The following is a 25,552-nucleotide window of genomic DNA, read 5'->3' as shown; positions in this document are numbered from 1 at the left end:
ACAGCCTCTATTTGTCTCAGAACAAAGCTGGAACAATGAAATCAAAGCCTGGGCCAAAGACAGATTTAATGAACTTAAGCTTGAAGGCTCTTTCAGATTGTCCTATAACGGTTCCGTATTTGCAAGGGAAAACCTTGGAATCTTGCTCACTTTCAAGGACCTGATAAACACCGAAGGAACTGACATGGTATTCAAGCCCCTTTCACCAGAACTGAAATCAGAGCTATATCTGATATGGAATAAGTATCAGACATTTACTCCTATTGCTGAAAAATTTCTGGAACAGATAAAAAAAGCCTTCAAGTAACTTGCGATTCAAACATAAAAATGGTTCAACAGGCTCCGAGAACATGTTTGTAAGCCAGCCCACTTTTTCATAAAGGATGCTGTAGCTTTTCCACTTTGATGGCATCAGCCACCGGCCTTTTCCTTGTTTTCATGATGCAAGTATAGTATGATTAGAAAAATACTTATGTTGTTATAACCACATTTTTAAAACAAAGGAATGTTTTTATGTCTTGGGATAAGAATATGTTAAAAGATAACATCATCTTCACCGGGATGATGCCTGAAGAAATTGACCTTGCTCTTAAAGAGCTCTCTTCTGTAGAGAAAACATATACGAAAGATTCTATAATTTTACGTGCCGGTGATATTACAGACTCTTTAGGTCTTGTCATTTCAGGAAGTGTAACAATAGAAAGCAATGATGCATGGGGAAACCGCACTATTCTGAGCAATGTAGCAAAGGGTGGATTCTTTGCTGAGACCTATGCCCTGCTTGAGAACGAACCTCTCTTAGTAGATGTCAGAGCAAATGAAAACTGCCGAATCCTCTTTTTTAAGGTCGGCAGTTTGAAAAAGCTAAAATCCAATATGAATTTATGGAGCTTTAAGCTGATATCAAATCTTCTCATGATATCCGCCAACAAAAATCTGCACTTATCCGGGAGAAGTTTTCATACATCTCCAAAGACAATCCGCGGACGTGTCATGGCTTACCTCAATTCCGTATCCCTGAAAAAAGGCAGCAACGAGTTTGACATTCCTTTCGACCGCCAACAACTTGCAGATTATCTTAATCTTGAGCGCAGTGCTCTCTCAAAGGAACTTGGCAAAATGAAAAAAGACGGTCTTATCGAAGTCAGGAAAAATCATTTTAAATTGATGTCCTGAATATATATTCTTTTCGATAACCGAATGTTTATCTGTTCCTTAGTCAAACTTTATCTTCTCAACAACCTTCACCGGGCTTTTTACAAGTGATGCAAAAGTCTGGCCATCACTCTGCTTTCCGACGATACTACCGTAATGGGTAGGGATGACATACTCAGGTCTTATGGTATTAGCAAGCTCTGCAGCCCTCCTGGTGTCCATAGTATATGTGCCTCCGACTGGCAAAAGAGCTATATCACACTTCACCTGCCTGGCTTCCTTAGTAAGTCCTGTATCTCCTGCAACATAGATGCGCTTGCCATCAGCTCTAAGAATATACCCTACCCATTCAGCACGTCTTGGATGGAATGGCTTTACAGTGTTATAGGCAGGTATTGTCTCTATCTCAAGTCCGCTTATTTCCTTATAGACACCAGGTTTCACTGTGACGATAGAAGCAACATCGTTAGCAAGTTCCTTGGCATCATCTTCCATTCTTGCCGGAACAACCAATATAGTTGATATCTTGGCAATCTTCTTGATATCATCCACGGAAAAATGGTCATAATGATCATGAGTGATCAGGATATAATCTGCATCATGGGGCTCCGTTTTTATCTGGAATGGATCCAGGTAAATCGTTCCTTGACTGCTCTTTATCCTTATGCTGCTCTGTGTGAAAACTTCGATATTATCAAGCATTACTATCTCCTACTGTTTTAATATATTGGTCTGTCAGCCTTGGCAGTTCTTCCAACAAGAACATAGGAAAGCAGGAACATCACAGCCACAAACCCGATGAAATAACCATTTCCATCCTGTGATTCCATAGTTGCAATATAATCATAAGCCCCATGCAAAAGAGCCGGTACAACTACAGCAAGTATCCTACAGATCTTGGAACCAATATTTTCGCCTCTGTAATCAAGCTTCTTGGCAATCCCATAAAAGATTCCCATGAAAACGCCAAAACAGGCATGCCCCGGAATTGCTGTGACAGCCCTTACTATGGCAGTTCCAAAGCCATACATCATAACATAGCTGATGTTCTCCCACAATGCAAATCCAAGGGAAACAAAAACTGCATAGACAACTCCATCGTACTGGCAATTAAACTCCCAGCTGCTCCATGTCTGTCTTTTCATGCAAAGATATTTCGAGCTTTCCTCCGCAAATGCAACAATGCCAAAGTAAAGAATGATGTTATAGAGCGGCGATTCATATGGAACTGCAAGTCCCAATATAGCAGACAATACTCGTTCCTCAACGAGTGCCAGCAGCGATGACAATATACCTGCTTTTATCAGAGTCCATATCATATATGGGCTCTCCCTCTCAAGCTTGTCTGACCTGTATACCTTTACCATCAGAAATATCGCAGGTATAACAGCTGCAGCTATAAGTATTCCGTTATAAACAAGATATGGTGCAACAAGAAAATAGAACACTGTCCTTCCTCCTCTTTACAAAATCACAGTATCCATAATACATTTTTTATTATAAGCCCAATTCAACCTTTACGCTTGTCAAACTTCCGCACTGACCACAAATCATAAAATGTATTCGTTTATAAAGCTTTTAGTTGAGCCAGAGCATAATCCAAGTTACAATTAAAATGGAACGGTATTTCAACAATAATGATTGCAGGTGTATTATCATCACAGATTCAGTCCCCTTGCCCTGCACACAGGAGACATGATATGTTCAATTGGATCAGCCCTTTTAACTACGACTTTGCCATAGCATCAATACCTATACAGATAATACTTCTATTATTCTATGGCTTTAGAAGAAATCTTCCTATAAGGCAGAGCGTTTTTTTCTGGATTGCCATGAGTTCAAACCTTATCATGACAATTTCTGATATCATTTCCTGCGAAATGAATGAAGTGTGGATGATTTTCCCTCTGTGGGTAATGTATGCAATCAATCATGCATATTTCCTTGGTTTTATCATCAGAGGATGGTCTCTGTTTATGTATACAGCAGAGTCTACCCATAGTTATAGAAAATCCAATCATATCTTTAAGATTATCGCCAGCCTGCCTGCATTTATTTCTGTTATTCTTATCCTTTCAACTCCATGGACATCTGCTATTTACACCATTGCTGAGGATGGATATCACAACTGCTCTCTTTATAAAACAATCTATTTCAGCACCTATTTTTATATCATCGCATCCCTGTTTCTTGTTATCAGATTCTGGAAACAGCTTTCAAGGCGCATGAAAGCGGGACTTCTTTCTTTTAACCTGCTCCTGTTATTCGGAATAATCATAAGAAAGCAGTTCTACCACATGCTCGTCACAAGTTATTTCAGCATCCTTACTATATTGATCATCTTCCTTACATCTGAAAACCCCGATCTATATAGGGACAATCGTACATCATTATTAAATAAGAGCGCACTCAACAGAATAGGCAAGGAATTACGGGAAAGAAAGATCCCGTTCAGTCTCATTACAATATCCATCAACAACTATGAGGCTTCCAAGGTTGTCTACGGAGTCAATCAAATTAATGATGAACTGAAGATCATTGCAGCGTGGCTCGTGCAAAATTACCGTAATAATTACCTGTTTTATATAAGAAACGGCGTATTCATTGTCCTGATAAAAGGTCATCTGGAAAAAGACCCGTCTTTGGTAATAAACGAATGGATAGAAAAATACGAACTCCTTAGAAAAAACTGCGACGACATCGTTCCTATTCAGGCTTCAATGATGTTCCTATCTGAGTCTCTGATCAGCGAACATGCTCTGCTGGTGTCTGACCTGGCAAGATACGCCATAAATAATTCATTTGAGGAAAACCGCAAAGGTAACTACTACTTCTCGGACAAAATGATAGAAGGCATCAAAAAACACAAAGCAATAGAAAAAGCAATCAAACTTGCCATGTCAGAGAAAAGATTCGAAGTATACTTTCAACCCATCTATTCTAATGCAGACGGAAAAGTCATGGGTGCAGAGGCTCTTGCGAGGCTTAATGATCCTGAAATCGGCTTCATTTCTCCTCTTGATTTCATTCAGATTGCTGAAAAGAATGGTGATATCATAGAAATAGGCAAACAGATCTTTGAAAAAGTCTGCATGTTCCTCGAAAACGTGGATGTCAAAAAACTTGGCATTGAGTTCATAAATGTCAACCTGTCTCCGATACAATGCATGAGCATCAACCTTCCTGGTGACTTGGCAGAAATAGCTAAAAAACATAACGTTCCAATGGATATGTTCGACTTTGAGATAACAGAGTCACTTATAGATGACTATGACATGATACAGGTTACAATTGCCAGCTTAAGAGCCATGGGTGCAGAACTGTCTCTTGATGACTTCGGAACAGGTGCAGCTAATCTTACAAGCCTTATAAATCTGCCAATTCACGTGGTAAAAGTTGATATGTCCTTTGTAAGGTCATATTTCGCAGGAAAAGCCGGTTTCTTGCCTGATCTGATAAGTCTTTTCAAACACTCGAGGATGGAGATTGTTGTCGAAGGAATAGAAACTCTTGAGATGAAAGACAAAATGGCAGAACTGGGCTGTGACTATGAGCAGGGATATTATTTCTCAAAACCAATACCAACTGCTGAATTTATCGCTTATATGGAGGCACAGGCAGGGCAGGTATGAACAATAAAAAAATGAAAAATTCCTTACAAAAATCACTTATCCGCATCAGCATAATCATTGTTATATTCATATCTATTTCCGTGGGCACTTTGTGCTTTGATATTTACAGAAGGGATATGATAAGCAGATATCAGAACTATGCCGGTGATGCCATCAACTTTCTGAGCAGATGCATAGATGTTGATGACCTTGAAGAGTGCATGCACACCGGTGTCAAATCAGACAAGTACAACGAGCTGCAGACTCTGGCCAATGATCTCAAGGAAACCCATGACCTGTTTTTTATATATATAATTGAGCCGTTAAGGGCAGATCCTCCGGACAACATGATGGATGTCCTTGCTGCATATACTTTATATGAAAAGACATATGAAGCAGATGAACTTACCGATCTCGGAAACTATACCGGAGATGCTTATCCAAGGGATGTCGCCCTTGAGTACCTTAAGCGCATGGACACGGATACAACTGTCACTTACTTTAGAAATGATACTGACTTTGGGAAGATATATACCGCAATCCGTCCTCTGATAAATTCAAAAGGGGAGCCCATTGCTGTAATCTGTGGGGATATCCTTATTGATGACATTTATAAAGCAGCCTATACATATGCACTTGCGACATTCATAGTTGCACTTATAGCTGGTCTGCTTCTTGTTTTAGCGCTCAACAGATGGTATAACGAGCGGATAGTCAGGCCTATACGGAACCTTGAAAATGCAACCGGCAAAATTGAAGACAAATGCCGAAAGCGCGCTCCTGTATCAGAACTTGTTATGGACGAAATTGACATACATACCCATGATGAGATTGAATCCCTGTCACGCTCCATCTTCTCCATGGTTGAGGATATAAGGAATTATGCCTCTGACCTGATCGACAAAGATAAAAAGATAAGTGACATGCAGGATAAGAACTCTCAGTTGGAAGCCCTTGCAAACCGTGATTCTCTGACCGGAATAAGAAACAAGACTGCATACGACAATGAAATCAAAAGTCTTGAATGGAATCTTAAGATTGGAAAGACTGAATTTGGGATTGGAGTCGTTGACCTTAATTACCTAAAGATCATCAATGATACTTATGGTCACGAAAAAGGTAATGAAGCCATCAAGAACATCTGTCGTATTGTTTGCGTTATATTTGCCCACTCTCCTGTCTTCAGGATAGGCGGTGACGAATTTGCCATAATTCTAAAGGGTCAGGACCTTGAAAATATTGATTTTCTAATAGATAAGTTCAACCAAGAGCTCTCAGACCTGTCAAACAACAAAGATCTATCTCCCTGGGAAGCTGTGTCAGCTGCGATTGGTTATGCCACATATGACAGTGATAAAGATGCAGGTGCAATAAACGTCTTTAAGCGTGCAGATAACAACATGTATGAAAACAAAAAGAGAATGCATGCCGAAAGAACATAAGAAATAGCGGCCAATCATTTTTTTATTACAGCCATATTATTTTTTAAATAAAGGTCAAAAAATTGGGTTTAAATGCCGATAAACATGATATATGAATGCATTCTTGAATCAAAAAATCAAGATGTCATACTTTTTTGAAAGGAAGGTCGGATTATGCCCAAATTTAAAAAACTGCTAGTTGCTGTTTTATCTGTGGTATTTCTCGTTGTATCATCGTTGGCACCTGATATTACCACAATCTCATCAATGGCGGCCGAGACTACAAGCGTTGAGGAGCTTGCCAATGTATTTCCGGTGGGAATTACTCTGTATTCTGACTCGTTTCCCGGATTACATGTTACATACGATACTCAGGAAAGCTATGTAATAAAAGAAGGAAAGAATGAGATAACCTTAGGAATCAGCGTGACCGATAAAAAGCTTGCAGATCTTAGCATTGCGGCTCTTAAGACTATTTTTGGAAAAGTGCGTATTCCTGCGGATGATGAGAAAACATCCTATTCAAAATCCTTTGTTATCGGCGTCTCAAACAGTCGGTATGAAGATATTGTTCTAAAAACCGGCAATGTTTCTTTATATAATTTAGTAAAAAGCCTCAATTCCAACAATTCAAAAGAGACTATCCGTGCATATTCCAGCTTTTTTAGCAAACTATCGGAAGTTGTCCGGTTTATGGAAAAAACAGAAAGTAATCCGGCAGATCTTGACTTGCCAAGATCAGATGAGCCAAATGAACCACAGGAAAGAAAAGAAAACGATGGACAGGATAGTGAAGAAGCTAATAAAGAACTGTGTAACCGAACTTTCCTTTTATATTTGTGTGGCGCAGACCTTGAGTCTAAAGACGGAGTTGGAACTCAAGATCTTTTAGATCTTTTAAGAACCAAAATACCTGAAGGGGTTAAAGTCTATATTGTTACCGGTGGAAGCAAAAAATGGCATATGAATGATCCTGTTGTCTACAGGTACTATGTCGAAAGGCTGCTTTTCCCCAGAATTGACGATGAAGATGCCGAAGAAGACGAAAGAATAATTACCCCTGAAGATAGAATTGAGATTGATAATATGGCAAATGATCTGCTCTCCAAATATGGGACAGAGATCAGTACCGGTGAGATTACGATTTGGGAAGTTGTAAATGACGGTACTCAAAACAGAATGGTTGAAACTAAAAGCTTTTCCGGAAAGTACATGACGGATCCAGAGTTCCTTTCACAAATAATCGACTATGTTGCGCCAGAAGATTCTGAAAGAAAATACGATCTGATACTTTGGGATCACGGCGGAGGTTACGGCGGATATGGTTATGATGAGCTGCTTTCAGAATATAAAGAATCTCACCAGCAAGAGAGTGGTCTTCCGGATCCGGGATTTTCACTAAAGCAACTAAGAGAGGCACTTGCCGGAAGTGAGTTTATTCAAAGCGGTAGGAAGTTTGATTTTATAGGCTTTGATGCCTGTCAGATGGGAAACTATGAGGCCGTTTCCGCTTTAAAAGAACTCTCTTATTACTACATAGGATCTGAGGAGAACGAATACGGCACAGGTTGGGATTATCAGACACTTTTCAGTGAGCTTGAAAATAATCCGAAGCTCGGCACCAGCGAACTTGGAAAAAAAGTTGTAGATGCTTATGTAAAAAAATTCGAGAAGGATATGCTATCCTGCCTTTCTTTTGTTGATCTGACAAAGGTCGATGAACTTGACAGCGCAGTCTCAATATTTGCAGAGAATCTGTTAAAAGAGATTGAACAGACTGAATCCGCTTATTATGAAGTTCTGAATATAGTTGGAAAGAAATCACATTTTGCCACAAGAAACGGTGTCGATACATCAAATTATCTTGATCTCAAGAGATTTGTGACTCCCTTTGCAAGTGATGATTCTGTCTTTTCAAAAGAGCTTAAGGATGCCGCAAATAATGTTTTAAAGAATCTTGACGAATGTGTACTTTATAACAGGTGGTTGGAAAGAGACGTTCAGAACGGAGGACTTAGTATTTATTTTCCTCTGGCAGCATACTACACGATGAATATCGACAATAATGGAACCGTTTCTTATTACGAGACAGCCAGTGAAGCGGTTAAAATATATGAAACGACAGGTTTAAATAATGAATACAAGAAGGTAATAGCCAGATTTGCACTCATGAATCTGGCGGCAAAACTCATAGGTGATGACTGGCAGACTGAGAATATAAAGAATAGAGATAATCTTTTAGCTACAATCAGAGATTCTGATGCATGGAAAAATGAATGGAAAGATTATTGGAAGTATCTTTATGAAGCAGCAGGTGTGAATGAAGATAATCCTGATGACCCTACTTTGATGGGTTTTGATAAGATTCTGAATGACAGAATTACAAAAGAAGATATTATTGTAACTTTGCCCGATAAAGTAGACAATGTTTATAATGATTCAACCACTGCGACTATAGAAATTAACGAACCTGAAACTGTTGCTGTGGGAGATTCGGTAAAGGTAAAAGTCACACTTTTTGACAGCAACAATAATTATGTTGGCTCCATAGGTGATACCTGCCTGTATTCTGAAACAAAAGAGATTAATGATTCCAAGGTTACATACAGTGTTGCTCCTTACAATTCTGTGTGGTATCTGCTAAATGGACAGATATGCAGCATGTATATCACCAAAACAAATGAAGATGGTTCTTATCAGGGTTACATTCCTGTAAGTATATGGGCCAATGCGAAAAGTGCTTCCACCCTTGAAATGAAAGAAGGGGAATCAAGATCAGATTATCTGAAGAGGGCTGCAAAGGAGGAAAAGGTTACAACTTTATATCTGAATATCTTTTCAGATGAAAAAGGCGAGAAATTATCCGTTGACAGCTACAGTATTGTTCAGGACTTTGACGGAACTGTTGCCGCTGCGAATGCCAATATGAGTTTCCTTGAAAACCAGTATTTCGAGCTTCTTGGCGGTGCTGATGATTTCTACAAAACAGCCAGTACCCCTGCCTTATTCTCACTTGGAACCATTTACAAAGAAAAAAATAAAGCTTTTGACATTACAACCGATTATGTGGACACAGGATCGTACTATTATATAAGCGATGTATACGGAAAGAATTATGAACTTACAAAAGAAACTCTGGGTGCAGAAAAGGGGCTTGATGATTTCTACTCAAAGCCCGGCACAGATGAAAATGGAAACACTATAAATTATATGACCTGGGAAGAGAGTCTTCAGAAGGCTGCGCAAGTCAGGGCTGAGGCAGGAGAAGCTGCAAAGGATGCCGAAAATCAAGCAGAAAGTACCAATAATCTGAATCAATCACCTGCGGCTGCCATAAGGAGTATGGTGTCATCAGTAGATGCAAAAACTATAACGCCAGACGCTGAATCCGACGAAGCAGTAAATGTAGAAGACGTAGCAAAGGCTGTTGAAGAGACTAGTGAGAAATCTGCAGAAGAAACTGCAACAGAGAAGGCTTACGAGGAGACTGTTGAAAAGACTTCTGATGAAGCTTCAACTGAGAAGACTTCCGAAGAAACTGTTGAAAAAGCTTCGGATGAAGCTTCAACTGAGAAGACTTCTGATGAGACTGTTGAAAAAGTCTCAGATGAAACTGTAACTGAAAAGACTTCTGATGAAAATGCTGAAAAGGCTGCGGATGAAGCTTCAACTGAGAAGACTTCTGATGAAAATGCTGAAAAGACTTCGGAAGAGAATGCGATGAAGCCTGAAACAGAAGAAAAAAGCGAAGAAACACCTGAAAAGGCAACGGATCCAATCCCCGAAGTTTTACCTTCAGAAACAACATCAGTAGAACCTTCTGATGATGACGACAGTACTACAGAGCAAGAAGATAACACTAATGAATCTGTTCAAGAGGATCAGGATTAATGATGACCCGGGCATTTTGCCCGGGTCAAACTAGTTATCTGCTATCTTGATAACCTGTAAATCCCCAAAAGAATAATCATCATTTTGGAAGATTGGTCGATACTTTATTCTTTTTACAAAAACAAGGATTTCTGCAATCCTATCATTTTTCTAAACATGCTCCAGTCTCTATTTTTTACAATTCTCCATGATTTCATCAAGACGCTCAGCAAAATCCAGATTTATACGCATCTCATTTTTTATTGTATCGTAAGTAATTCCAAATTCATCTGCTGCTTTCTCGAATACCTCATCATCCATAAGAATTTCTAAAATGCCATTTCTTTTCCTTTTTACACATTCATAAACAACACATGCGTGACGCACTAAGTGAACAAACTCCCATGGCGTACCCTTAAAGTTCCATTTATCTTCTACCATATAAAAATTCCTCACTTAAACAACTGATTCTGGATCCATTTCCATAAATATCTCATAGCGCTCTACTTCACCAGTATCTAATGATAACCTCTTTGAAGTTCCACTATTCAAAATCATTTGAGATATAAATGCCATACTAGCATGACTAACCTGTGCTGCCAGTTTGCCTGCTGACATATTCAAATCCTTGCGAGCAATAATAAGTTGTCTCACGCCTCATCCCCTCCTAATTCATATTGAATGGCCTATTCTTTTGATTTCTTCTGAAGCCCATTCTTTACCAGCTTTAAATTCCTCATTTTCTGGCTCCACACACAAGACATAGTTAATCCTGCCAATAAGCTTTCTTAAATACCTCTCTGGAGCAGCTGCAATTAAAATGGTACTAATCTCTTTTTCCGAATGACGACTCGTCATTCGTGCCGACGTATGCCGACTACACTAGAGTTCCGCATATAGATTTGTATATTCAACTCAATAATTTAGAGAAGAATTGCTTCCTTATGTTTCTTTGTCTCTGTATCCAAAATATATAGTTTTTGATTTCCATAGGGACTTCCATCAGAGTATGTAGAAAAAAGATCTAACGTCAGCACCCCACATGCATCAAGTGGCTCTTCTACAGGAGTATGCCCCACCACCTGATAAAAAATATCATCCCTAAACATTCTATAGAAATCATGCTGTGGTCTAGCCCATATTGGAGAACTGTCTCTCCATAATTCCTGCTTACCCATGCGATTTACTTTGGCCAATATATCCTCTATTTCTTTCATATGGTATCCACATGAATGAAGGACGAATGCCTCTGTTAACCCAGCATGACTGAATAACACATCATCTATTTTATGTACAAATTTGAGTCTGCCCTCAAGAACCCGCTCAAGCTTATTTATCCCTTCAACAGCTGTTATCCTCGCTTGAACAGAATACCCAGACTCCATAGCGTCCCAAAGATACGAAACATCATGATTCCCATAGCACCATAAAGAAGTTTCATGATCTTTTCCAAACTTTGCAGCTCTGTCCAAAGTAGCTTTATAAATATCAAGATTACTTCCCATCCCCCAGTCATCTACCAGATCACCGAGTACAACTATGTCATCATAAGATTCTTTATTCACTTTCTCGGCCATATCAAATATCCATGGTTTAAGATGAACATCTGGTATTATTAGTACTCTGCTCAAAGTTCAAATTTCCTCCGGTCTTGAATCTGTCATTTCATTACACATACTCCAAAATTTTTGCCTAATCCTATTCTATCCTTGTCCCTAGCCTTTTTCATTCAACTCGTGGTTGAAACTTAATCCCATAGATGCCAAAACCATTTTCCAAATCTCCTGTAAAAAGAAAGAAGAGGACTTTCGTCCTCTCCTGCTGTGTAATGAATAAGAATGTCCTCAATATGGCATCCAAACAATATGCTAAGTCTTACAAGATTGTCAGCGTTTGGTAAGCACTGACCGCGCTGCCATTTATAAATGGCCTGTTCTGATTCGAGCCCCAGAGCATTTGCAAGATCAAACACTATCATGTTGTGCTCTTTACGAAGCTGCTTGATCCGATCACCAGTTGCCTGCATGTCGACAAACACATCAAAAATCTCCATGGCTGCCTCCTTAAAAATGGAATTCACAACGTGTTACCAGTATATCATTTTTCGTTATTAAAAAACATAAACCTCTGGTTCAGTTTTTTAAACAACATCCTTCAAAAGCCTATAGATTGCCACACCATTCTTTAAACCGAACTCATGAATCTCTCACGCCCCCAAAATCATGGAACAATACTAAAAAAGGACCTCATAGGTAACATATATATCTTCAAGAGGCACCTTCAACAAATATGCTAATCTCATCATATTGTCTACCGATGGCATACTAGTTCCCTTTCCTCTAGCAGTCGCATACCATTTGTATACGCTCTGAACAGACTCCAGATGAAGCATTTCCTTTATTTCTACAGGTGTATAACCTTTTTCTTCAAGCATTTTCTTGAGTTTGGCGCATGTCGCCTGATTATTTATAACCTTGTCCAGCATAAAATTCTCCTTTTTGGGTAACTTAACAAGCCTTTGACGCAATACGTCAAAAAGCACCACCAGTTTCTTATTCAGTTGTTTACCAAAAGGGAAAATCCTTGAAATTAAAGAAACACTATATCTTGTGGCTAAACCACGCGGCACATTGATATGTGTTGCAAAACAATCCACAAAATGATAATGTTTAGATATGAAGTGAACTCGCCTAGGGTTCAAAAATACTTCATATCTTCAGATGGTACGAACATCTGACTTTTTCAAGAGAGACGTTTTAGCGAACGTCTCTTTTGTTATTTTCCCCATATCTTTACTTGCATTAAGCATCACCCCTTTCAAATAATCGCATCAAACAATATAAAACTCTCTACTATAGTCATCCAAAAAGTAATTGGACAAATATGTTTCCGATACAATCTTCTGGGCATCAGTATCAACCAGAATCAAAGACATTTCGCCTCTAAAAAGCAGTTTATGCTCATATCCTTTGTATCTAGCAAAAGCTCTTGGATCGTTGGTTACCCAAGAGAACTTTATATCCTTGCCGCCCTCAAAAGTCATATATCTACCTAACGTATCATGATAAAACAGTCCTCCATAACTACCACCTGTTGTACACATAAAGGTTAATAGCCATTTTTTAATATCACCATGATCTATTGTCAGGAGCATATCATTATTGCGGAGCCTATATAAGCTTTCCTCTCTGGGATTGACTCCAAACTCAATTCCTTTCTCGAACAATGCGTCAAAGACCATACCTCTGGCCAAAGTTTTTATACGTCTAATCTCATTTTCTCTATACTCCCTTGATTGTATAACTCTAGGTGAAAGAAAACTGTGTTCATTTTCCTCTTCAAGCATGTGTTTCGCCAGCTCAATGGCCTCTTCACTGACCATTGCCTCGTCGTTTTCAGTCTTGTAACCAGCCGCGCTCATTACCGCTTCATAGGTTACTCCATTTTGCGGGCTTGCCTGTTTTGAAGTAAGCTTTTTAATTATTTCTGGGCTTGGATTTAATTCGCCCTTCTCGATCATATGAATCGTATTGTAACTAACACCTGAATCCTTGGCATAGTTTCTCAATGATCTATCGCCTCTCGCCAAATTGATAATGTTTCCTAATTCAGTTTTACTATCAACTTTTCTATTCATAAATCTTCGTCAAAATACGCCTCACATCATGTCTAAAGCAAATAGTTTAAACTGCAGGTTGAAAAAATCATTTATTTAACCAAAACCCACATATTTTCTGTATTTATTACACCACAATTATATCATATAAACTATTAAAAGCAAGTTACAAATAAAAACAGGTGTTTGTCAATTATCACTTGACAAGCACCTGAAATTTCTTGCTTTTATTATGTTATTTTTGCATAATCCACGTATTACTTTTTATAATACGGTGCCAGAACTCTTTCAAAAACCTTATAATTCCAATCGTCCCTCAGGCTACAGTACACCGCATACTCAATCACCTTGAACGCATGCAAATAGTCCTTTATAACATTTTTAGCTGCTTGAGCAACTACCTCCGGTTTGTTTTTGAATGCCCCACATCCAAATGCTCCTAACACAACTGCCTCAGCACCATTGTTCACTGCAACCTCAAGGATTCTCCGCAGTCTCTTCTCGTGGATTGCTAATAGCTCATTATCCTTTACTACTACCTGTTTATTGCCATCACCAGGATTAAAATAGTTAGTCGGATTAGCTTTCAGATTTGGTGCAGCACAGGTGATCACATCAACCTTATACCACTCATTCTCCGGAATAAGTTTTGGATTTGCAGTATCCGTCTTAAACACAACAACATCCGGAGTATAAATGAGATCATCATTATGTATTGGATCAGCGGCAGCACGATGAGGATTGTAAAAACCATCCCAAAGTTCTTTTACATCCAGATCAAAATATAGCGTTGAACACCTGCAAAGGCACTCCTCCTGCGCGCTCGAACCACGGATCACGCCACCTCCCGGATTTGAAGCCGAAGCAAAGTTATGTACTGCCACACGCATATCATTGTATTCTTTTGCTGCCTCATATGATCTTTTCTTGGATATTACTACCTTAGCAGAGCTTTCATATTTATTTTTATCAGCATCAGGAACACTATCTGCTTCTAATATCAGCTTCTGTTCTGAATTTGAAGTTCTAATTGCCTCTGCAAGCACTTCATTCTCTTTGCACAACTTCGCTGTATCTTCAAAAACTAGTATATTTTCATCTCTTCCCATATTAATAAATCTCCTTATTATTTCCATTTTACTTAATGAAAAAGCATCTGTCATTAAACCCTCGGTTGATAAATCAAGGAACTCGCCCAAGTATCTTTGCTCTATCTGCTACATACTCATTTGTGTTAACATGCCAGACATCACCAATGGGTCTAACCTTGTAAACCACAGGATTTCCACCATACTTTTGTGCCGCTTTCTTGGCAAATACTTCAGCAGAAAGAAGCGAATTCGTGAAAAAAACTTTATTTGTCAGCTTTTTTCTCCATTCTTCCCTAAGATTTCCAGTCTCAATCGCCGGACGTAATTCTTGAATGTCAAATATATCTGAAGTACCATGATAAAATTCCATCTTTATCCTTCCAATCTCTGACCTTCGCCAGATGTCAATGAACATCTAGTTGAATTAAAAAAGGAACCTTTGGCGTCTCCGCCTCTGGTTCCTTCACAATTTTCTATGCAGTTATCTTTCCTCTAAGTTCCATATCTCGAACAACCAATTTTGCTAACGCTGGATACATATATCCCCAAGTCAAATCAATCTCTATGAGAGCTCTGCTTCTGCTCTCCACCCTATATCCCACTAAGCTCCCCAGTTCTCCCGATACCACAAGATAGTCTCCTTGGCCATTCATAACAATTTCTCTTGCCTGAGCCATAGCAATTTCATCACCATAGAATCCTCCCACATACTTCATCTTCATATCCGGATTCTTATAAAACAGGTACGCATGAAAAACCTCGATATCATCAAAGAACTGAAGCATCGTTCCAAAATCAGTATTGATGTTTGAGCTACTAACACTTAACAGATTGCCTGTTGCATTCTTAACATCACGTCCTTGTGTCTCAAAGACCTTCCTTACTAGCTTTTCCCTCTTTTTGTTTGCCCTATAACAATCTCTTCCATACCAGTACATACTCTTGAGATTCTTTTCAAAAAACTTGCAGTTTTTTTGAATACACTCATGTTGCTTGACCATCTTTTTGGAAAGAGCGCCCATGTGCTTAATATTGTGGCAATATGCTATAGCATCTTCTTTCTTGGGTTGTCCGGTCATATATTGTTTTTTTGTTGTATATGGAGATATAGCACCCCAATTGGTCGGCATGAGTTTTCCTCCTTCCCTTATATCCAAATACAGCACCAACTGTGTATGACAATTGATGCTGCAACCATGGTGTAAAATCTTATTTTTCAATCAAGTATTAAACAGTATTTTTATTTACTAAGTTTTTCTGGATAGATGTATACTTTGAAAGCCTGTTTACACCGGTTATAACCGAGTTTTTATTTTGTGTCTTTACCTCAACCAATAGCGCCATATTCTCATTTCTTTTGCGTGGCACCAGGAAGTCATCAAGCGGTATATAAAGCTCATACCGCATAATGTAGCCTGTTCCCGCTCACTCTGTTAACTACTACCCTCTTAATACCGCGGCTTCTCAAGCCATCTGCCTTCTTTTTATTTTCACTTTCCTCGAGATCATAATCATCGTAGTCAAGCGAAACATCTTCCTCTTCCAGATATAGCTCGCGCGTCCCTGCGTTGTATTTAAGATTAGCGGGACAAAAAGAGATGCTTCCGGCGTATCCACCACCAACCTCATAAAGAGAAAACTCTTCTGATTCCTTACTAAAAGAATCCATAATCACTCTATTATTAATCAGTGTCGATCCATCCTTGCATAGAACGCAAAGCTTAAATTTCTCTCTTTCAATGTTTACTATGTTAAGATCTTTGATAGCTTCAGAAAATTCCAAACCCTTATTGATTTCAAATGCAATTGCACGTAAACAATCATAGTTAAGCGCAACTCTTTTTGAAAAACTCACTACCTTATCAACCTCTGTGCAACATTCGGTTTCAAGCGCATCTTCGAGATATTTTCTGATATCTTCTTCAGTAGGGTAGTCAAATCTGAAATGGTAATGAAATCTTCCAGGCCTGTTAACCAGAAAGTCATTGAGCCCCCTTAGCTCATTGCAAGTTATCACAAAAAGCTTCTTTCCCGAAGCCACCCCATCAAACAATGACAACATGCTATTCTGCGCCTCAGCGCCATGGTCTTTCTCTGAAAAAGTTTTATCAAACTCATCAAACAACACCATTATTTCCTGCTGTATGCTATCCAAGAATGCCCCTATTCCTTCTTTGTAGGCTTCCACAATAATAACCGGGATATCTTTTTCAATTGCTTTCATACCAAGAAGTCTCGAAAACAGTGATTTTCCAATTCCCTTATCGCCACTAAGTATTACACCGAGGTTCCTCTTAAAATCAGCAAATGAATCTAATACCTTATCCGCTTTCTGCGCGTGAATACCATAAATCTTAGTATCTGTAATCTTAAACTCAGAATATTTCTCTAGAAAAAAGCCCTGTTTTTCAACAAATCTTACAATATAGTAGTCAGCAGGAAGCTTATCATAGCTTTTTAAATCATCTGGGTATATATCAAATTTGGAACCAGTACTTATAACCTTCATCAGTTCTATCTCCCTCTAAACTTCTCCAAACATAAAATTCGCATCATACTTTTTCATCAATTCTTCATACACCGCTTCGTTGCCTAAGCATCTTTTCAACGCCTTGCGTTCACAATCCTTAATCACACCGTGAATACCATATTTCTCTGAATAAACAGGAATTTCCTCCCTCATGATTCTTTCTGCCATAGCCACTCCTCCAAAACTAACTACTAAAAGCCTCTTTATTTCTTATTATTGTTATGATAACCTTCGTACCCTAGCAATGTCATTGAACCTCTAGTTGAAAAAATAAAAGGCCCTGCATTTTCTGCAAGGTCCTTTGCCGCTTTACCTATCTGAGGTCCAGCTATGATCAAATTCTGAAATGATTATTTTATTGCCCACAACACAGCCACGAGGATCACTTCAGACCAACCGATTTAGCGCCCTAACCTTTATCATGGGTTTCAACATATTTCTATGTCTAAAGCACGTTCTCAGTTCCCAATTGATTATTGAAGTAATTACTATTGACCGATGATAATTCACGGTTTAACCAAAATGCAAAACGGTTAATGCTCTTGGCCGTTGCGGCCTCCTCATTATTATCCCGTATATGGGGATTCAGAAGCAGGATTCGAACCTGCGACTTCCGGGCCATTAACCCAGCGCGATTTCCACTTCGCCATTCTGAACTCTCATCCAATATTTGCAATATCGGTAGTTGTAACGTAACCCTGTTACAGGGAAACCGGGTTTGAAGTTTTCGTGTTGCAGGCAATTCTTACTGAGTTAATCAAATCTCAATAAACGTTGTCGCATTGGATACTTTAATCTGAGTATCAAGCTCAGTAAGAAGCGTATCCCTCTTTTCCTGAAGTACAGAAATCTTTTTCTGAACATCAAGCGGATCTACCAGCTCAGTAGTGTTCTCCTTCACATAAGCTTCAACTACTTCCAGAGGCTTCTCATCCTTAACTTTGGTATCCTTACCAAGAATTGAAAGTCTCATACTCTCTGCTGTGCTCTGAAGCTGCTTGTTTTTCAAATCAGCAACAGCGACTCTAGTCTGATAATCCTTTTCCATCTTAAGCTGAAGTGATCTCTCGAAATCAGCATCTCCATCATATGATCCCGCACCGCGCAATCTGCATCTTAGAGAAATTGCACCTGCAACGGTAAAAGAGCCATAGGTGGTATTGATAGTTGTATTAGCATTTGAAGCAACGATTGCTGCATCAATTCTCTGGAATCTGTCAATCAGATCCTGAATCTGCTGATATGTACTCTCTGCATCCTTGGCAAATTCATCCTTGGATACTCTTGCATCAAGCACCTTCTCCTCGTTGGGCTTGATTGTATCTACAAAGCTAGCCTTTGAAATTTTATCCTGAATCTTTTTTACAAGCAGGTCTCTCTCATCAAGAGCCTGAGTCACAAGCATCTTATCTGCCATAAGCTTCACCCTCCATGAACTATACTTTTTGTTTGCTGTAAAACAAGTATAGACATGTAAATATAGGGTTGTCACTTAACCTGTGGTTGAAAAAGAGGTATTATTCAGGCTTACATTATTATATGCACATCTTTTCTAATAAATCGCAAAATTTTAGCTAGAGTTATATAGAATACTTTTACTACTGGTTATAAAAAGTTACTATTTCGTTTTGGTGTATCAAGTCATCCGTATAATAAACAGGAATCTCAATATATCCCATTAAAACAACCTCCGAGAATCATTCCCAACACCGTTTAGGTTTGCATCTATATTTCCACTATAATCATCTTACCTCGCACACAATAATACCAATAAAAATACAATAAAAATTGGCCAGACATTGTCTGACCAATACGATAATATTATTTCTTTGTTCTACTTCTCTTCTTGACTTCCTTTTCCACACCTCTAATGCTCTTTAAATACTCTTCCTCTACTGGAGACAACGTTATCTCTTGATACTTGCGATATTCTGCCTTTGCTTTCTGCAAAGCCAGATCATGGCTTACACTTCCAGCCCCCACAAGTAGCTTTCTGTTTCCTGAAGACAAGACAGAATCTAGTTGTTCCACATAATCGCTCATATACATGGGCTTGTGCTCAATAGCATTAATCTCTGCAAGATCAAAATAACCTGATACAAGATTGTTAAGAATCTTCAGTTCATCTTCTTTCAAATAATTTTTCGCAACACCAATATCTTTAAGCGCTGGAAGTTCACCTGAAAAAGAGGTAAGCCCCATAAATGGTTTTTCTGCATCTGCTCTTTCATATATGACTTCGGCTGCGGTATGTCCATGAGCAGCATAATGCAGCTTATTTTGAACAATCTTGAAGAATTTTATAGATTCCTCACTTTTGGGATTATAGTCAACACTCGTAGCATATAAGTCTAGAACCTGACGATATAGCACCTTCTCAGATGAGCGGATGTCCCTAATTCGATCCAGAAGTTCTTTCCAGTAGTTTCCGCCGCCATTCCCCTTTAGCCTATCATCATCCATTGCAAAGCCTTTGATGATATATTCCTTTAAAACAGAATTTGCCCATATACGGAACTGAGTTCCGCGGATAGATTTCACACGATATCCGACAGAAATAATTACATCTAAATTATAAAAGTCTACATCATAGACTTTTCCATCAGCGGCAGTGTAGGCAAATTTTGCCCACACTGAATCTTTCACCAACTCTCCTTCTTTAAAGATATTACGAACATGCTTACCTATAACACTTCGGTCTCTTTGAAACAGCTCCGCCATCTGATCGATTGAAAGCCATACTGTTTCATTTTTTAAGTTGACCTCAATCTTGGAAAGTCCATCATCCGTCTGATATATAATAATCTCACCAAATTCATCCATATCTTTCGCACTCTCCTCAAAACCCAAAACTTTTTCTTTACCATTTATTGACAATTCTATTTTATCATTTTTCAGCTTCTTCCAACGAAATGATTATGACTGGTTAAGTCCTTGTAATAGTTCCACCCGTTTATAATCTCCTCTGGCGAATGTGCGTCATAACCAAATATGACCAGGTCCTTTGGTATCTCTTCCCAAAACTCATCCTTAAAATATCCCGCTTCAATACGTGAAGGCAAACATTTAAGTTTATCTTTCCCTATTTTGTCGAACCAAGTGTAGCATGTCTTGACTCATTCCGCATTAAACGTCTAGTTTAAACCGGCTCATAACCTCTTGCTTCTGTTTACATCTCCTTTAGAAAGCCATTCATCGATTATTACAAAACATTAAGGTCAGACAGATATTTTACAATGGCATCTGCTATTTCGTTTATATCGTCATCCACCCAGCGTTGCCTGGAGCTATCAACTCTTTTCAAATATTGTTTATCTTTAAATGTATTCGACACTCGAGTAATAATTTCTTCCATCGTGTTTTCTCTCATTCCAGAGTCAGAAAATATATAGTGGTCAATCAAATTTAAAAGCTTATATCTTTTAGCAACTGTCTTTTGATAATACATGTCGTAAATATCCTTGTATCTTCGACTATTGCTGCCAAATATCAGAAGAGAACGCAATTTCTCTGTAAAAGACTGTTCAACTGTGTTTTTCAACAGGCTCGCCCCGTTTTCATCCATACAAACATCAAAGCAGTACTCTTCCTGTTCGACGTCCAGATCCTTATGTACCCCAATGTCGATCTTGCTGCTGATGCTGTTTCCGGATTCATCAGTGATCAATACTTCTATACTTTTCCCATGATAATCCTGATGTTTTAGTTCTTTGATATCGCCGGTGATTGCAATATTGAGCCCATCTATGCAGTTTAATTTCTCTACAAACAGTCTTATAGATTCATCAGAAATAGAATAATGGATAAAGTCCAGATCTATGTCACGTGTTGCCCGCCTGTTATTGTTAGTAATACTACGCATGACAACGCCACCTTTTATTGTAACATTCCTGTTTAGCGGTCCAATCGATATAGCCTTCAAAACAACATCCTGACAGACCCTAGCTGCGGCAAGTTCTCTTGTCAGGCCATCTTCCATGTACATATCTATCATTTCATTTATATCCAGTTTACATTACCTCCTCATCCAGGGCTTTGGAAATCATTTTGCTTTTAGGGAATTTTTCGGCATACTCCTGGATTCGCCATATTTCAAGGTCCCCAATTATTCCCCTATAATTTAACAGAATCTCTTTATAGATGTCATAAGGCATAGAATTCTTATTCCGAAGAAGTTCGATGAGCATGCGTTCTTTATCATATACTCTTATAACAGCTCCATTCTTTTCTATTTCCTGTACTCCAAGTAGTAAAAGATCCTGACGCACATATAGCTGCTCCACTCTCTTATCTGTAATCCGAGCCGCTTTGGAATATGTCGCGAGAGAATATTTCTCTGGTATCACATCTGTAAGACCGTGAATATAGAAAGCATATTCTCCTGCAAGTATGGCTTTTGGATATTTTTTTAATATAACTTCCAGCTCATTATTGTACTTTCGACTTGAATATATCCCATTTTCAATTTTAAAAACTACACCTGAATCTATGGCCTTCTTGAGTTTATAATCTGAGCCGTATTCTTTTATTGCTTCTTCATATGACAGAATCATTTTAAGTAATCCTCGGTAAAAAATGCTTTTATTCCTACTTTTACTTAAATATACTCTGTACATAGAATTAATTCAAGTAAATATCGGTAATATCATATTTTTTACCGGTATTTACTCTATACTTTGTTCAGCTCTTTTAGACTTAAGCAAAGCTAGTAAGTTATAGTTTGCCTGCTTCTATATCATGTTTCCAAGGCTCTACTATACTGTTATCGCTTACATCCGCCCCTGTAGCATTCTCTGACAATTCCAACCGAGTCATACCCGCATGGATTCTTGCATCAAGTATCGCCCTTATGATATCCATTTCTGGTTGAAGTGCCTCATATTCACTTTTAAACTCAGGATCCTGCATAAGTTCATTGGTTAATTCCTGAAGATCACTCATACGTTCCCGCCTTCTTCCTACTATGTCAGTCGATTCTTCTAAAAATAACTAAATCAATTTTAGAAATGATAGTCAAAAGCAGCAACTATATAATAAACATCTCCATCCTTACTGCGGCGCATTAACTGCTCAGGGCTCTCGAAATCTCCATAATCACTGTAAAATTGTATAGAACACGTATCATCCATAATACACTGCAGCTTATATAGCAAATAGCTGATCTCTCTATCTTCACCATTTAAAAGTCTTTCTAATGTAAGGACATCGCTAAAACTTTTTAAAGCTTTTCGGTATCTTTTGTAGACGTTTTTCATGTATTTTTCACGATTTGCTATAGTCATCTTGTACTGTACAAAGTTATCTTCAGGATAATCCTCATACTCTGTTTTCATAATCTCCGTCTTAAAGAATTCGGAGTAATACATAGAAAAATAGTCCCTGACTTCATATTCAAGGTTTGTCACACTACAATAATCATATCCTCGACGTTCTATCTGGCTCACCGAAAAGAAATCATCGTCAATAACATCATTCTCCGAAATCGGATTTTCACTCAAAACAAAAATTGTAGAATGCATTAGTATTCGTTCCTCTTGCATTTGTTTCTCAGCTTTAGCTAGTCTCCACCCAAAACATCGTAATTCCAACCGTGATTAGGAATGTGTCTCTTTACTAATCCACTTCTTTTCTTTCTTCTCCACTGCATGATCAATCGTGATCCTGTGTATACTGTCGATATCAGATAGAATCCCGTCTTTTATCAGTTTTCCAAGATTGACCGGAGTATATCCGCATACATTGGCTGCAAGGTTTAAATGCTTGCAGCCTTCCTTGTACATCTCCATGTTACTGTGGTCATGTCCATGGATGTTAAGACACCACGGAAGTCCGTATACCGGCTCATGTGACAAAAGAATCTTGTCTGCTATAAATAGTGGACCGGAATATATCTCATTGAAAAGGTCCTTGTAATCTCCCCTTCTGTCATGGTTTCCAAGAAGCAGTATCTTCTTTCTGACCCTGAGCTTTTTTATATATTCAGGACTTCCAACATCTCCCAAGCAGACAAATGTGTCATTTTTCATGATCACAGAATTCAGGATATTAACCTGTTCATCTGGTTCTATCCAGTCAGGGTCCATGAGTTTACAATCAGAATCTTTAAAATGCGTATCAGACAGGATATAAACAGATCCATTTTCTGACCAGTGCCTGAATGGTTCATATAAAGTTGATATCATGCTGCCTCCCGTCTATGATCACTCATCATTTTTCATTAGATACTTGTTGTTTATCACTTTCATTGATAAAGGCCCACTAAGTGTATAAGAGTGAACAGGCGTAACAGGCCTTATTACTATTCCCTCTCTTATTGTCCCATTGTATCCAACACCTTCTGCCCTTGCTAATAGAGCTGCCTCATCAGGATACTTTGCTAAGAGATCATCGCCTTCCTCTTCCACCGGAACCATCTGACATCCGACATATCTGCAGATTTTCTTAAGCGTTGCCAGGTCAGTTCTCTTATCATCAGCTCTTGCCGTAAATACAAACCACTCTGGCTTCTTAAGCCTAAGTCTGTTCTTCTGTATTCCTTCCCCGCACCATTCTCCCTGGAGAACCAAAGAGCTCAGTCCATGTTCCTCTGCATATGTCTTCATCTTTTCTGGAATACCTGCTGTTTTTACATACTCCACAAACGCTGACTTTCCGTCATCCTTATAAGTGAAGTTATGGCCGGTAAAAGAAATTTCTCCATCCCTTACACCTATGGAATGACTTGAACCATCCATCTTGGTTGTTATGTAATAAGGCAACCCCTTAAACTCATTAAGCAGCTCCGGCGCTGACTGTATCCTTGTCTCATCAGTCTTAGGTATATATCCGGGCCGATCACCTATCATGGTTCCTCCTGATCCTGCCCTTTCTGGCATTTCCCACTCGCGAACTCCAAGGATCTCTGTAACATCCATTCCTTCTTCAAGACTCATCCCCTGAAGCTTTGAGAGCTTATCAATCCCAAGGCATAATCCCTGGGATATCTCTCCCCTGAACTTCATAGTCTTTAATCTGAATCCTTCACCCATAAAATCATTACTTCTGTAGGAACTCTTTCTCAGGAATTCAAACTCCTCACATACAGGTAGAAAGGAATCTATCTCGAAATAGACCACCAGATCTCCCACATAAAATTCTCCCTTTCCTCCGACACACTTCCATCCAAGAACCTGAACAAGTTCCAGTCTGTCTGCATCGGGTATTGGAAAGACTTCCTTTATCTTCTGTATTGATGCTAATTTTCTCATTTTTCTTTTCATCCTCCTCAAGTAAATTTCCGAATAAAGCTGCCATATTCATCACCTGACGGCAGTTCGTAATCTATATGTATTCTTTTACGTGTTGTCATCTTTGTTTCACCAGTAAGCGGATTAAATCCTTCTTTTCCATACTCTTCTATCCACATGCCTACGCCTCGTTTCTGCCATGAAGGCAACTTATCATAGTTGATTCCTCTGCTGAATAACAGCTCATTTTTATAAGCAACGCCTTTTCCTTTCAGCTTTGACGTAGCTTTATGAACTGATGTGCCCTCCTTTCGGAGCATCCAGTAACAATGTGAATTTAGCGCATTCCTGTTAGCATCTTCCTGACGCCATCTGAAGTAATCCTCAACTCTCTCCGCATTAGGAAGAGGCACCATTCTGCAATCAAAAGTTGCTGCCATTCCAAGTTCCAGTGAAAACACTGCACTAGCTTCAGCAGCAAGTGTTGAATTATACTTGCGCACTTTTCTGCCGAATGCATCTTCATCTGCCGCAAACAATAATGAAATCTCATCGCTTTCTGTATAGGCGTATACCACTCTGAATCCGCAATCCATGAGAGTTTTTGTTGTTTTCACCATCATATCTCTAAACTTTTCATCAAATGGTGCTTCAAAATTACAGACTTCCTTAGTAAGTCTTGTAAAGCCTCTGCCATCAAGCCTTGCCACCATATAAATATCTGGAAGCAATACCTGATCTAAGGACTGCTCGTAAACACGCATCTTTTTGTCCATCTCATCAAAACGCATTTCTATCATCTCTCCCTGCTATACTTATTTTCCCAAATCTTGTAAATCCGACTGTTACGGCGACGCCCGATAGGTGGACACCATCTGATTTTCACACCACCTCCGGATTAATGTGACGGCGCACAATCCATTTAATTAAATGATATCCCTATACATACTGGCTGTCAGTTAACTCGTGGTTTAATCTCGGCTCTTCAACTAAGCGTTGAATGCATATCCGATTGTCAACCTTTACAATTAA

The 25,552-nt window shown here is 38.8% G+C and carries 26 protein-coding genes, 1 tRNA gene and 1 pseudogene; 5 read left to right on the top strand and 23 right to left on the bottom strand.

Annotated elements, in window-relative coordinates; all coding sequences use genetic code 11:
• Nucleotides 1-307: pseudogene (locus tag E7303_RS13545) on the top strand (LysR family transcriptional regulator); the annotation flags it as partial.
• 224 nt (nucleotides 308-531) lie between these two features.
• The gene (locus E7303_RS13540) at nucleotides 532-1,176 is read left to right on the top strand and encodes a Crp/Fnr family transcriptional regulator (protein WP_292145902.1); all 645 of its coding nucleotides are present in this window, start codon (nucleotides 532-534) and stop codon (nucleotides 1,174-1,176) included.
• A 39-nt stretch (nucleotides 1,177-1,215) separates the two neighbouring features.
• Here the strand turns inward: E7303_RS13540 and E7303_RS13535 are convergent, their stop codons facing one another.
• Together E7303_RS13535 and E7303_RS13530 are read right to left on the bottom strand one after the other, a co-directional pair.
• On the bottom strand, nucleotides 1,216-1,857 hold the full coding sequence (locus tag E7303_RS13535) for an MBL fold metallo-hydrolase (RefSeq protein ID WP_292145900.1): 642 nt from the start codon (nucleotides 1,855-1,857) through the stop codon (nucleotides 1,216-1,218).
• Nucleotides 1,858-1,874: 17 nt separating this feature from the next.
• Nucleotides 1,875-2,603, bottom strand: coding sequence for a PrsW family intramembrane metalloprotease (locus E7303_RS13530; RefSeq protein ID WP_292145899.1), 729 nt, complete (start codon nucleotides 2,601-2,603; stop codon nucleotides 1,875-1,877).
• Nucleotides 2,604-2,855: 252 nt separating this feature from the next.
• On the opposite strand from E7303_RS13530, the gene E7303_RS13525 reads away from it, so the two are divergent.
• The 3 genes from E7303_RS13525 to E7303_RS13515 all read left to right on the top strand — a co-directional run bounded on the left by E7303_RS13525 (nucleotide 2,856) and on the right by E7303_RS13515 (nucleotide 10,078).
• Nucleotides 2,856-4,787: an EAL domain-containing protein gene (locus tag E7303_RS13525; RefSeq protein WP_292145898.1), complete on the top strand. Its 1,932-nt coding sequence runs from the start codon at nucleotides 2,856-2,858 to the stop codon at nucleotides 4,785-4,787.
• On the top strand, nucleotides 4,784-6,208 hold the full coding sequence (locus E7303_RS13520) for a GGDEF domain-containing protein (protein WP_292145897.1): 1,425 nt from the start codon (nucleotides 4,784-4,786) through the stop codon (nucleotides 6,206-6,208). Before E7303_RS13525 ends, E7303_RS13520 begins: the two co-directional genes overlap by 4 nt.
• Nucleotides 6,209-6,361: 153 nt before the next feature.
• Nucleotides 6,362-10,078 carry a clostripain-related cysteine peptidase gene (locus tag E7303_RS13515; RefSeq protein WP_292145896.1) on the top strand — a complete coding sequence of 1,239 codons (3,717 nt, stop codon included), beginning with the start codon at nucleotides 6,362-6,364 and terminating at the stop codon, nucleotides 10,076-10,078.
• Between the two features lie 168 nt (nucleotides 10,079-10,246).
• On the opposite strand, the gene E7303_RS13510 is transcribed toward E7303_RS13515, so the two are convergent.
• The 21 genes from E7303_RS13510 to E7303_RS13410 all read right to left on the bottom strand — a co-directional run bounded on the left by E7303_RS13510 (nucleotide 10,247) and on the right by E7303_RS13410 (nucleotide 25,320).
• Nucleotides 10,247-10,498: a hypothetical protein gene (locus tag E7303_RS13510; protein ID WP_292145895.1), complete on the bottom strand. Its 252-nt coding sequence runs from the start codon at nucleotides 10,496-10,498 to the stop codon at nucleotides 10,247-10,249.
• Nucleotides 10,499-10,513: 15 nt separating this feature from the next.
• On the bottom strand, nucleotides 10,514-10,711 hold the full coding sequence (locus tag E7303_RS13505; protein ID WP_292145894.1) for a peptidyl-tRNA hydrolase: 198 nt from the start codon (nucleotides 10,709-10,711) through the stop codon (nucleotides 10,514-10,516).
• A 269-nt stretch (nucleotides 10,712-10,980) separates the two neighbouring features.
• Nucleotides 10,981-11,688, bottom strand: coding sequence for a metallophosphoesterase (locus tag E7303_RS13500; RefSeq protein WP_292145892.1), 708 nt, complete (start codon nucleotides 11,686-11,688; stop codon nucleotides 10,981-10,983).
• Nucleotides 11,689-11,804: 116 nt separating this feature from the next.
• Complete coding sequence (locus tag E7303_RS13495; protein WP_292145891.1) at nucleotides 11,805-12,110, bottom strand: helix-turn-helix domain-containing protein; 306 nt, start codon at nucleotides 12,108-12,110, stop codon at nucleotides 11,805-11,807.
• Between the two features lie 180 nt (nucleotides 12,111-12,290).
• Nucleotides 12,291-12,542 (bottom strand): helix-turn-helix domain-containing protein, encoded by a 252-nt coding sequence (locus E7303_RS13490; RefSeq protein ID WP_292145889.1) that lies wholly within the window; start codon nucleotides 12,540-12,542, stop codon nucleotides 12,291-12,293.
• A 345-nt stretch (nucleotides 12,543-12,887) separates the two neighbouring features.
• Entirely contained in the window at nucleotides 12,888-13,694 is an 807-nt protein-coding gene (locus tag E7303_RS13485) for a helix-turn-helix domain-containing protein (RefSeq protein ID WP_292145888.1), read from the bottom strand.
• 236 nt (nucleotides 13,695-13,930) lie between these two features.
• Nucleotides 13,931-14,782 (bottom strand): TIGR02452 family protein, encoded by an 852-nt coding sequence (locus E7303_RS13480; protein ID WP_292145886.1) that lies wholly within the window; start codon nucleotides 14,780-14,782, stop codon nucleotides 13,931-13,933.
• A gap of 73 nt (nucleotides 14,783-14,855) precedes the next feature.
• Complete coding sequence (locus E7303_RS13475; protein ID WP_292145885.1) at nucleotides 14,856-15,134, bottom strand: hypothetical protein; 279 nt, start codon at nucleotides 15,132-15,134, stop codon at nucleotides 14,856-14,858.
• 103 nt (nucleotides 15,135-15,237) lie between these two features.
• Nucleotides 15,238-15,894: a hypothetical protein gene (locus E7303_RS13470; RefSeq protein WP_292145884.1), complete on the bottom strand. Its 657-nt coding sequence runs from the start codon at nucleotides 15,892-15,894 to the stop codon at nucleotides 15,238-15,240.
• Nucleotides 15,895-16,160: 266 nt separating this feature from the next.
• A complete protein-coding gene (locus E7303_RS13465) occupies nucleotides 16,161-17,273 on the bottom strand; it encodes an AAA family ATPase (RefSeq protein WP_292145883.1) in 1,113 nt (370 codons plus the stop codon).
• A 15-nt stretch (nucleotides 17,274-17,288) separates the two neighbouring features.
• Nucleotides 17,289-17,462 carry a hypothetical protein gene (locus E7303_RS13460; protein WP_292145880.1) on the bottom strand — a complete coding sequence of 58 codons (174 nt, stop codon included), beginning with the start codon at nucleotides 17,460-17,462 and terminating at the stop codon, nucleotides 17,289-17,291.
• 415 nt (nucleotides 17,463-17,877) lie between these two features.
• A tRNA-Ile gene (locus tag E7303_RS13455) sits at nucleotides 17,878-17,950 on the bottom strand.
• Between the two features lie 101 nt (nucleotides 17,951-18,051).
• The gene (locus tag E7303_RS13450) at nucleotides 18,052-18,711 is read right to left on the bottom strand and encodes a hypothetical protein (RefSeq protein WP_292145878.1); all 660 of its coding nucleotides are present in this window, start codon (nucleotides 18,709-18,711) and stop codon (nucleotides 18,052-18,054) included.
• A gap of 404 nt (nucleotides 18,712-19,115) precedes the next feature.
• Nucleotides 19,116-20,117, bottom strand: coding sequence for a virulence RhuM family protein (locus E7303_RS13445; protein ID WP_026498974.1), 1,002 nt, complete (start codon nucleotides 20,115-20,117; stop codon nucleotides 19,116-19,118).
• 379 nt (nucleotides 20,118-20,496) lie between these two features.
• Entirely contained in the window at nucleotides 20,497-21,288 is a 792-nt protein-coding gene (locus E7303_RS13440) for a nucleotidyl transferase AbiEii/AbiGii toxin family protein (RefSeq protein WP_292145874.1), read from the bottom strand.
• Between the two features lie 16 nt (nucleotides 21,289-21,304).
• Nucleotides 21,305-21,910: a type IV toxin-antitoxin system AbiEi family antitoxin domain-containing protein gene (locus E7303_RS13435; RefSeq protein ID WP_292145872.1), complete on the bottom strand. Its 606-nt coding sequence runs from the start codon at nucleotides 21,908-21,910 to the stop codon at nucleotides 21,305-21,307.
• 97 nt (nucleotides 21,911-22,007) lie between these two features.
• The gene (locus E7303_RS13430) at nucleotides 22,008-22,235 is read right to left on the bottom strand and encodes a hypothetical protein (protein WP_292145871.1); all 228 of its coding nucleotides are present in this window, start codon (nucleotides 22,233-22,235) and stop codon (nucleotides 22,008-22,010) included.
• Nucleotides 22,236-22,294: 59 nt separating this feature from the next.
• A complete protein-coding gene (locus E7303_RS13425; protein ID WP_292145870.1) occupies nucleotides 22,295-22,813 on the bottom strand; it encodes a hypothetical protein in 519 nt (172 codons plus the stop codon).
• 75 nt (nucleotides 22,814-22,888) lie between these two features.
• Nucleotides 22,889-23,476, bottom strand: a complete 588-nt coding sequence (locus E7303_RS13420) for a metallophosphoesterase (RefSeq protein WP_292145869.1) — start codon at nucleotides 23,474-23,476, stop codon at nucleotides 22,889-22,891.
• A gap of 18 nt (nucleotides 23,477-23,494) precedes the next feature.
• The gene (locus E7303_RS13415; protein ID WP_292145868.1) at nucleotides 23,495-24,541 is read right to left on the bottom strand and encodes an RNA ligase (ATP); all 1,047 of its coding nucleotides are present in this window, start codon (nucleotides 24,539-24,541) and stop codon (nucleotides 23,495-23,497) included.
• Nucleotides 24,542-24,558: 17 nt separating this feature from the next.
• Nucleotides 24,559-25,320 (bottom strand): tRNA(His) guanylyltransferase Thg1 family protein, encoded by a 762-nt coding sequence (locus E7303_RS13410; RefSeq protein WP_292145867.1) that lies wholly within the window; start codon nucleotides 25,318-25,320, stop codon nucleotides 24,559-24,561.
• Nucleotides 25,321-25,552: the final 232 nt, after the last annotated feature.

The organism is Butyrivibrio sp., assembly GCF_015056685.1.
Classification (GTDB): domain Bacteria; phylum Bacillota; class Clostridia; order Lachnospirales; family Lachnospiraceae; genus Butyrivibrio.
This window is presented reverse-complemented; position numbering and strand designations above follow the sequence as displayed.

Excerpts from the sequence above, each read along its gene's own strand:
- E7303_RS13535 (WP_292145900.1), bottom strand. The coding sequence starts at position 1,857 with ATGCTTGATAATATCGAAGTTTTCACACAGAGCAGCATAAGGATAAAG.
- E7303_RS13465 (WP_292145883.1), bottom strand. The coding sequence starts at position 17,273 with ATGAAGGTTATAAGTACTGGTTCCAAATTTGATATATACCCAGATGAT.
- E7303_RS13470 (WP_292145884.1), bottom strand. The coding sequence starts at position 15,894 with ATGCCGACCAATTGGGGTGCTATATCTCCATATACAACAAAAAAACAA.
- E7303_RS13445 (WP_026498974.1), bottom strand. The coding sequence starts at position 20,117 with ATGGATGAATTTGGTGAGATTATTATATATCAGACGGATGATGGACTT.
- E7303_RS13495 (WP_292145891.1), bottom strand. The coding sequence starts at position 12,110 with ATGGAGATTTTTGATGTGTTTGTCGACATGCAGGCAACTGGTGATCGG.
- E7303_RS13490 (WP_292145889.1), bottom strand. The coding sequence starts at position 12,542 with ATGCTGGACAAGGTTATAAATAATCAGGCGACATGCGCCAAACTCAAG.
- E7303_RS13430 (WP_292145871.1), bottom strand. The coding sequence starts at position 22,235 with ATGAGTGATCTTCAGGAATTAACCAATGAACTTATGCAGGATCCTGAG.
- E7303_RS13420 (WP_292145869.1), bottom strand. The coding sequence starts at position 23,476 with ATGATATCAACTTTATATGAACCATTCAGGCACTGGTCAGAAAATGGA.
- E7303_RS13435 (WP_292145872.1), bottom strand. The coding sequence starts at position 21,910 with ATGTACAGAGTATATTTAAGTAAAAGTAGGAATAAAAGCATTTTTTAC.
- E7303_RS13515 (WP_292145896.1), top strand. The coding sequence starts at position 6,362 with ATGCCCAAATTTAAAAAACTGCTAGTTGCTGTTTTATCTGTGGTATTT.
- E7303_RS13480 (WP_292145886.1), bottom strand. The coding sequence starts at position 14,782 with ATGGGAAGAGATGAAAATATACTAGTTTTTGAAGATACAGCGAAGTTG.
- E7303_RS13485 (WP_292145888.1), bottom strand. The coding sequence starts at position 13,694 with ATGAATAGAAAAGTTGATAGTAAAACTGAATTAGGAAACATTATCAAT.
- E7303_RS13425 (WP_292145870.1), bottom strand. The coding sequence starts at position 22,813 with ATGCATTCTACAATTTTTGTTTTGAGTGAAAATCCGATTTCGGAGAAT.
- E7303_RS13415 (WP_292145868.1), bottom strand. The coding sequence starts at position 24,541 with ATGAGAAAATTAGCATCAATACAGAAGATAAAGGAAGTCTTTCCAATA.
- E7303_RS13510 (WP_292145895.1), bottom strand. The coding sequence starts at position 10,498 with ATGGTAGAAGATAAATGGAACTTTAAGGGTACGCCATGGGAGTTTGTT.
- E7303_RS13540 (WP_292145902.1), top strand. The coding sequence starts at position 532 with ATGTTAAAAGATAACATCATCTTCACCGGGATGATGCCTGAAGAAATT.
- E7303_RS13475 (WP_292145885.1), bottom strand. The coding sequence starts at position 15,134 with ATGGAATTTTATCATGGTACTTCAGATATATTTGACATTCAAGAATTA.
- E7303_RS13450 (WP_292145878.1), bottom strand. The coding sequence starts at position 18,711 with ATGGCAGATAAGATGCTTGTGACTCAGGCTCTTGATGAGAGAGACCTG.
- E7303_RS13460 (WP_292145880.1), bottom strand. The coding sequence starts at position 17,462 with ATGGCAGAAAGAATCATGAGGGAGGAAATTCCTGTTTATTCAGAGAAA.
- E7303_RS13525 (WP_292145898.1), top strand. The coding sequence starts at position 2,856 with ATGTTCAATTGGATCAGCCCTTTTAACTACGACTTTGCCATAGCATCA.
- E7303_RS13440 (WP_292145874.1), bottom strand. The coding sequence starts at position 21,288 with ATGATAGATATGTACATGGAAGATGGCCTGACAAGAGAACTTGCCGCA.
- E7303_RS13410 (WP_292145867.1), bottom strand. The coding sequence starts at position 25,320 with ATGATAGAAATGCGTTTTGATGAGATGGACAAAAAGATGCGTGTTTAC.
- E7303_RS13520 (WP_292145897.1), top strand. The coding sequence starts at position 4,784 with ATGAACAATAAAAAAATGAAAAATTCCTTACAAAAATCACTTATCCGC.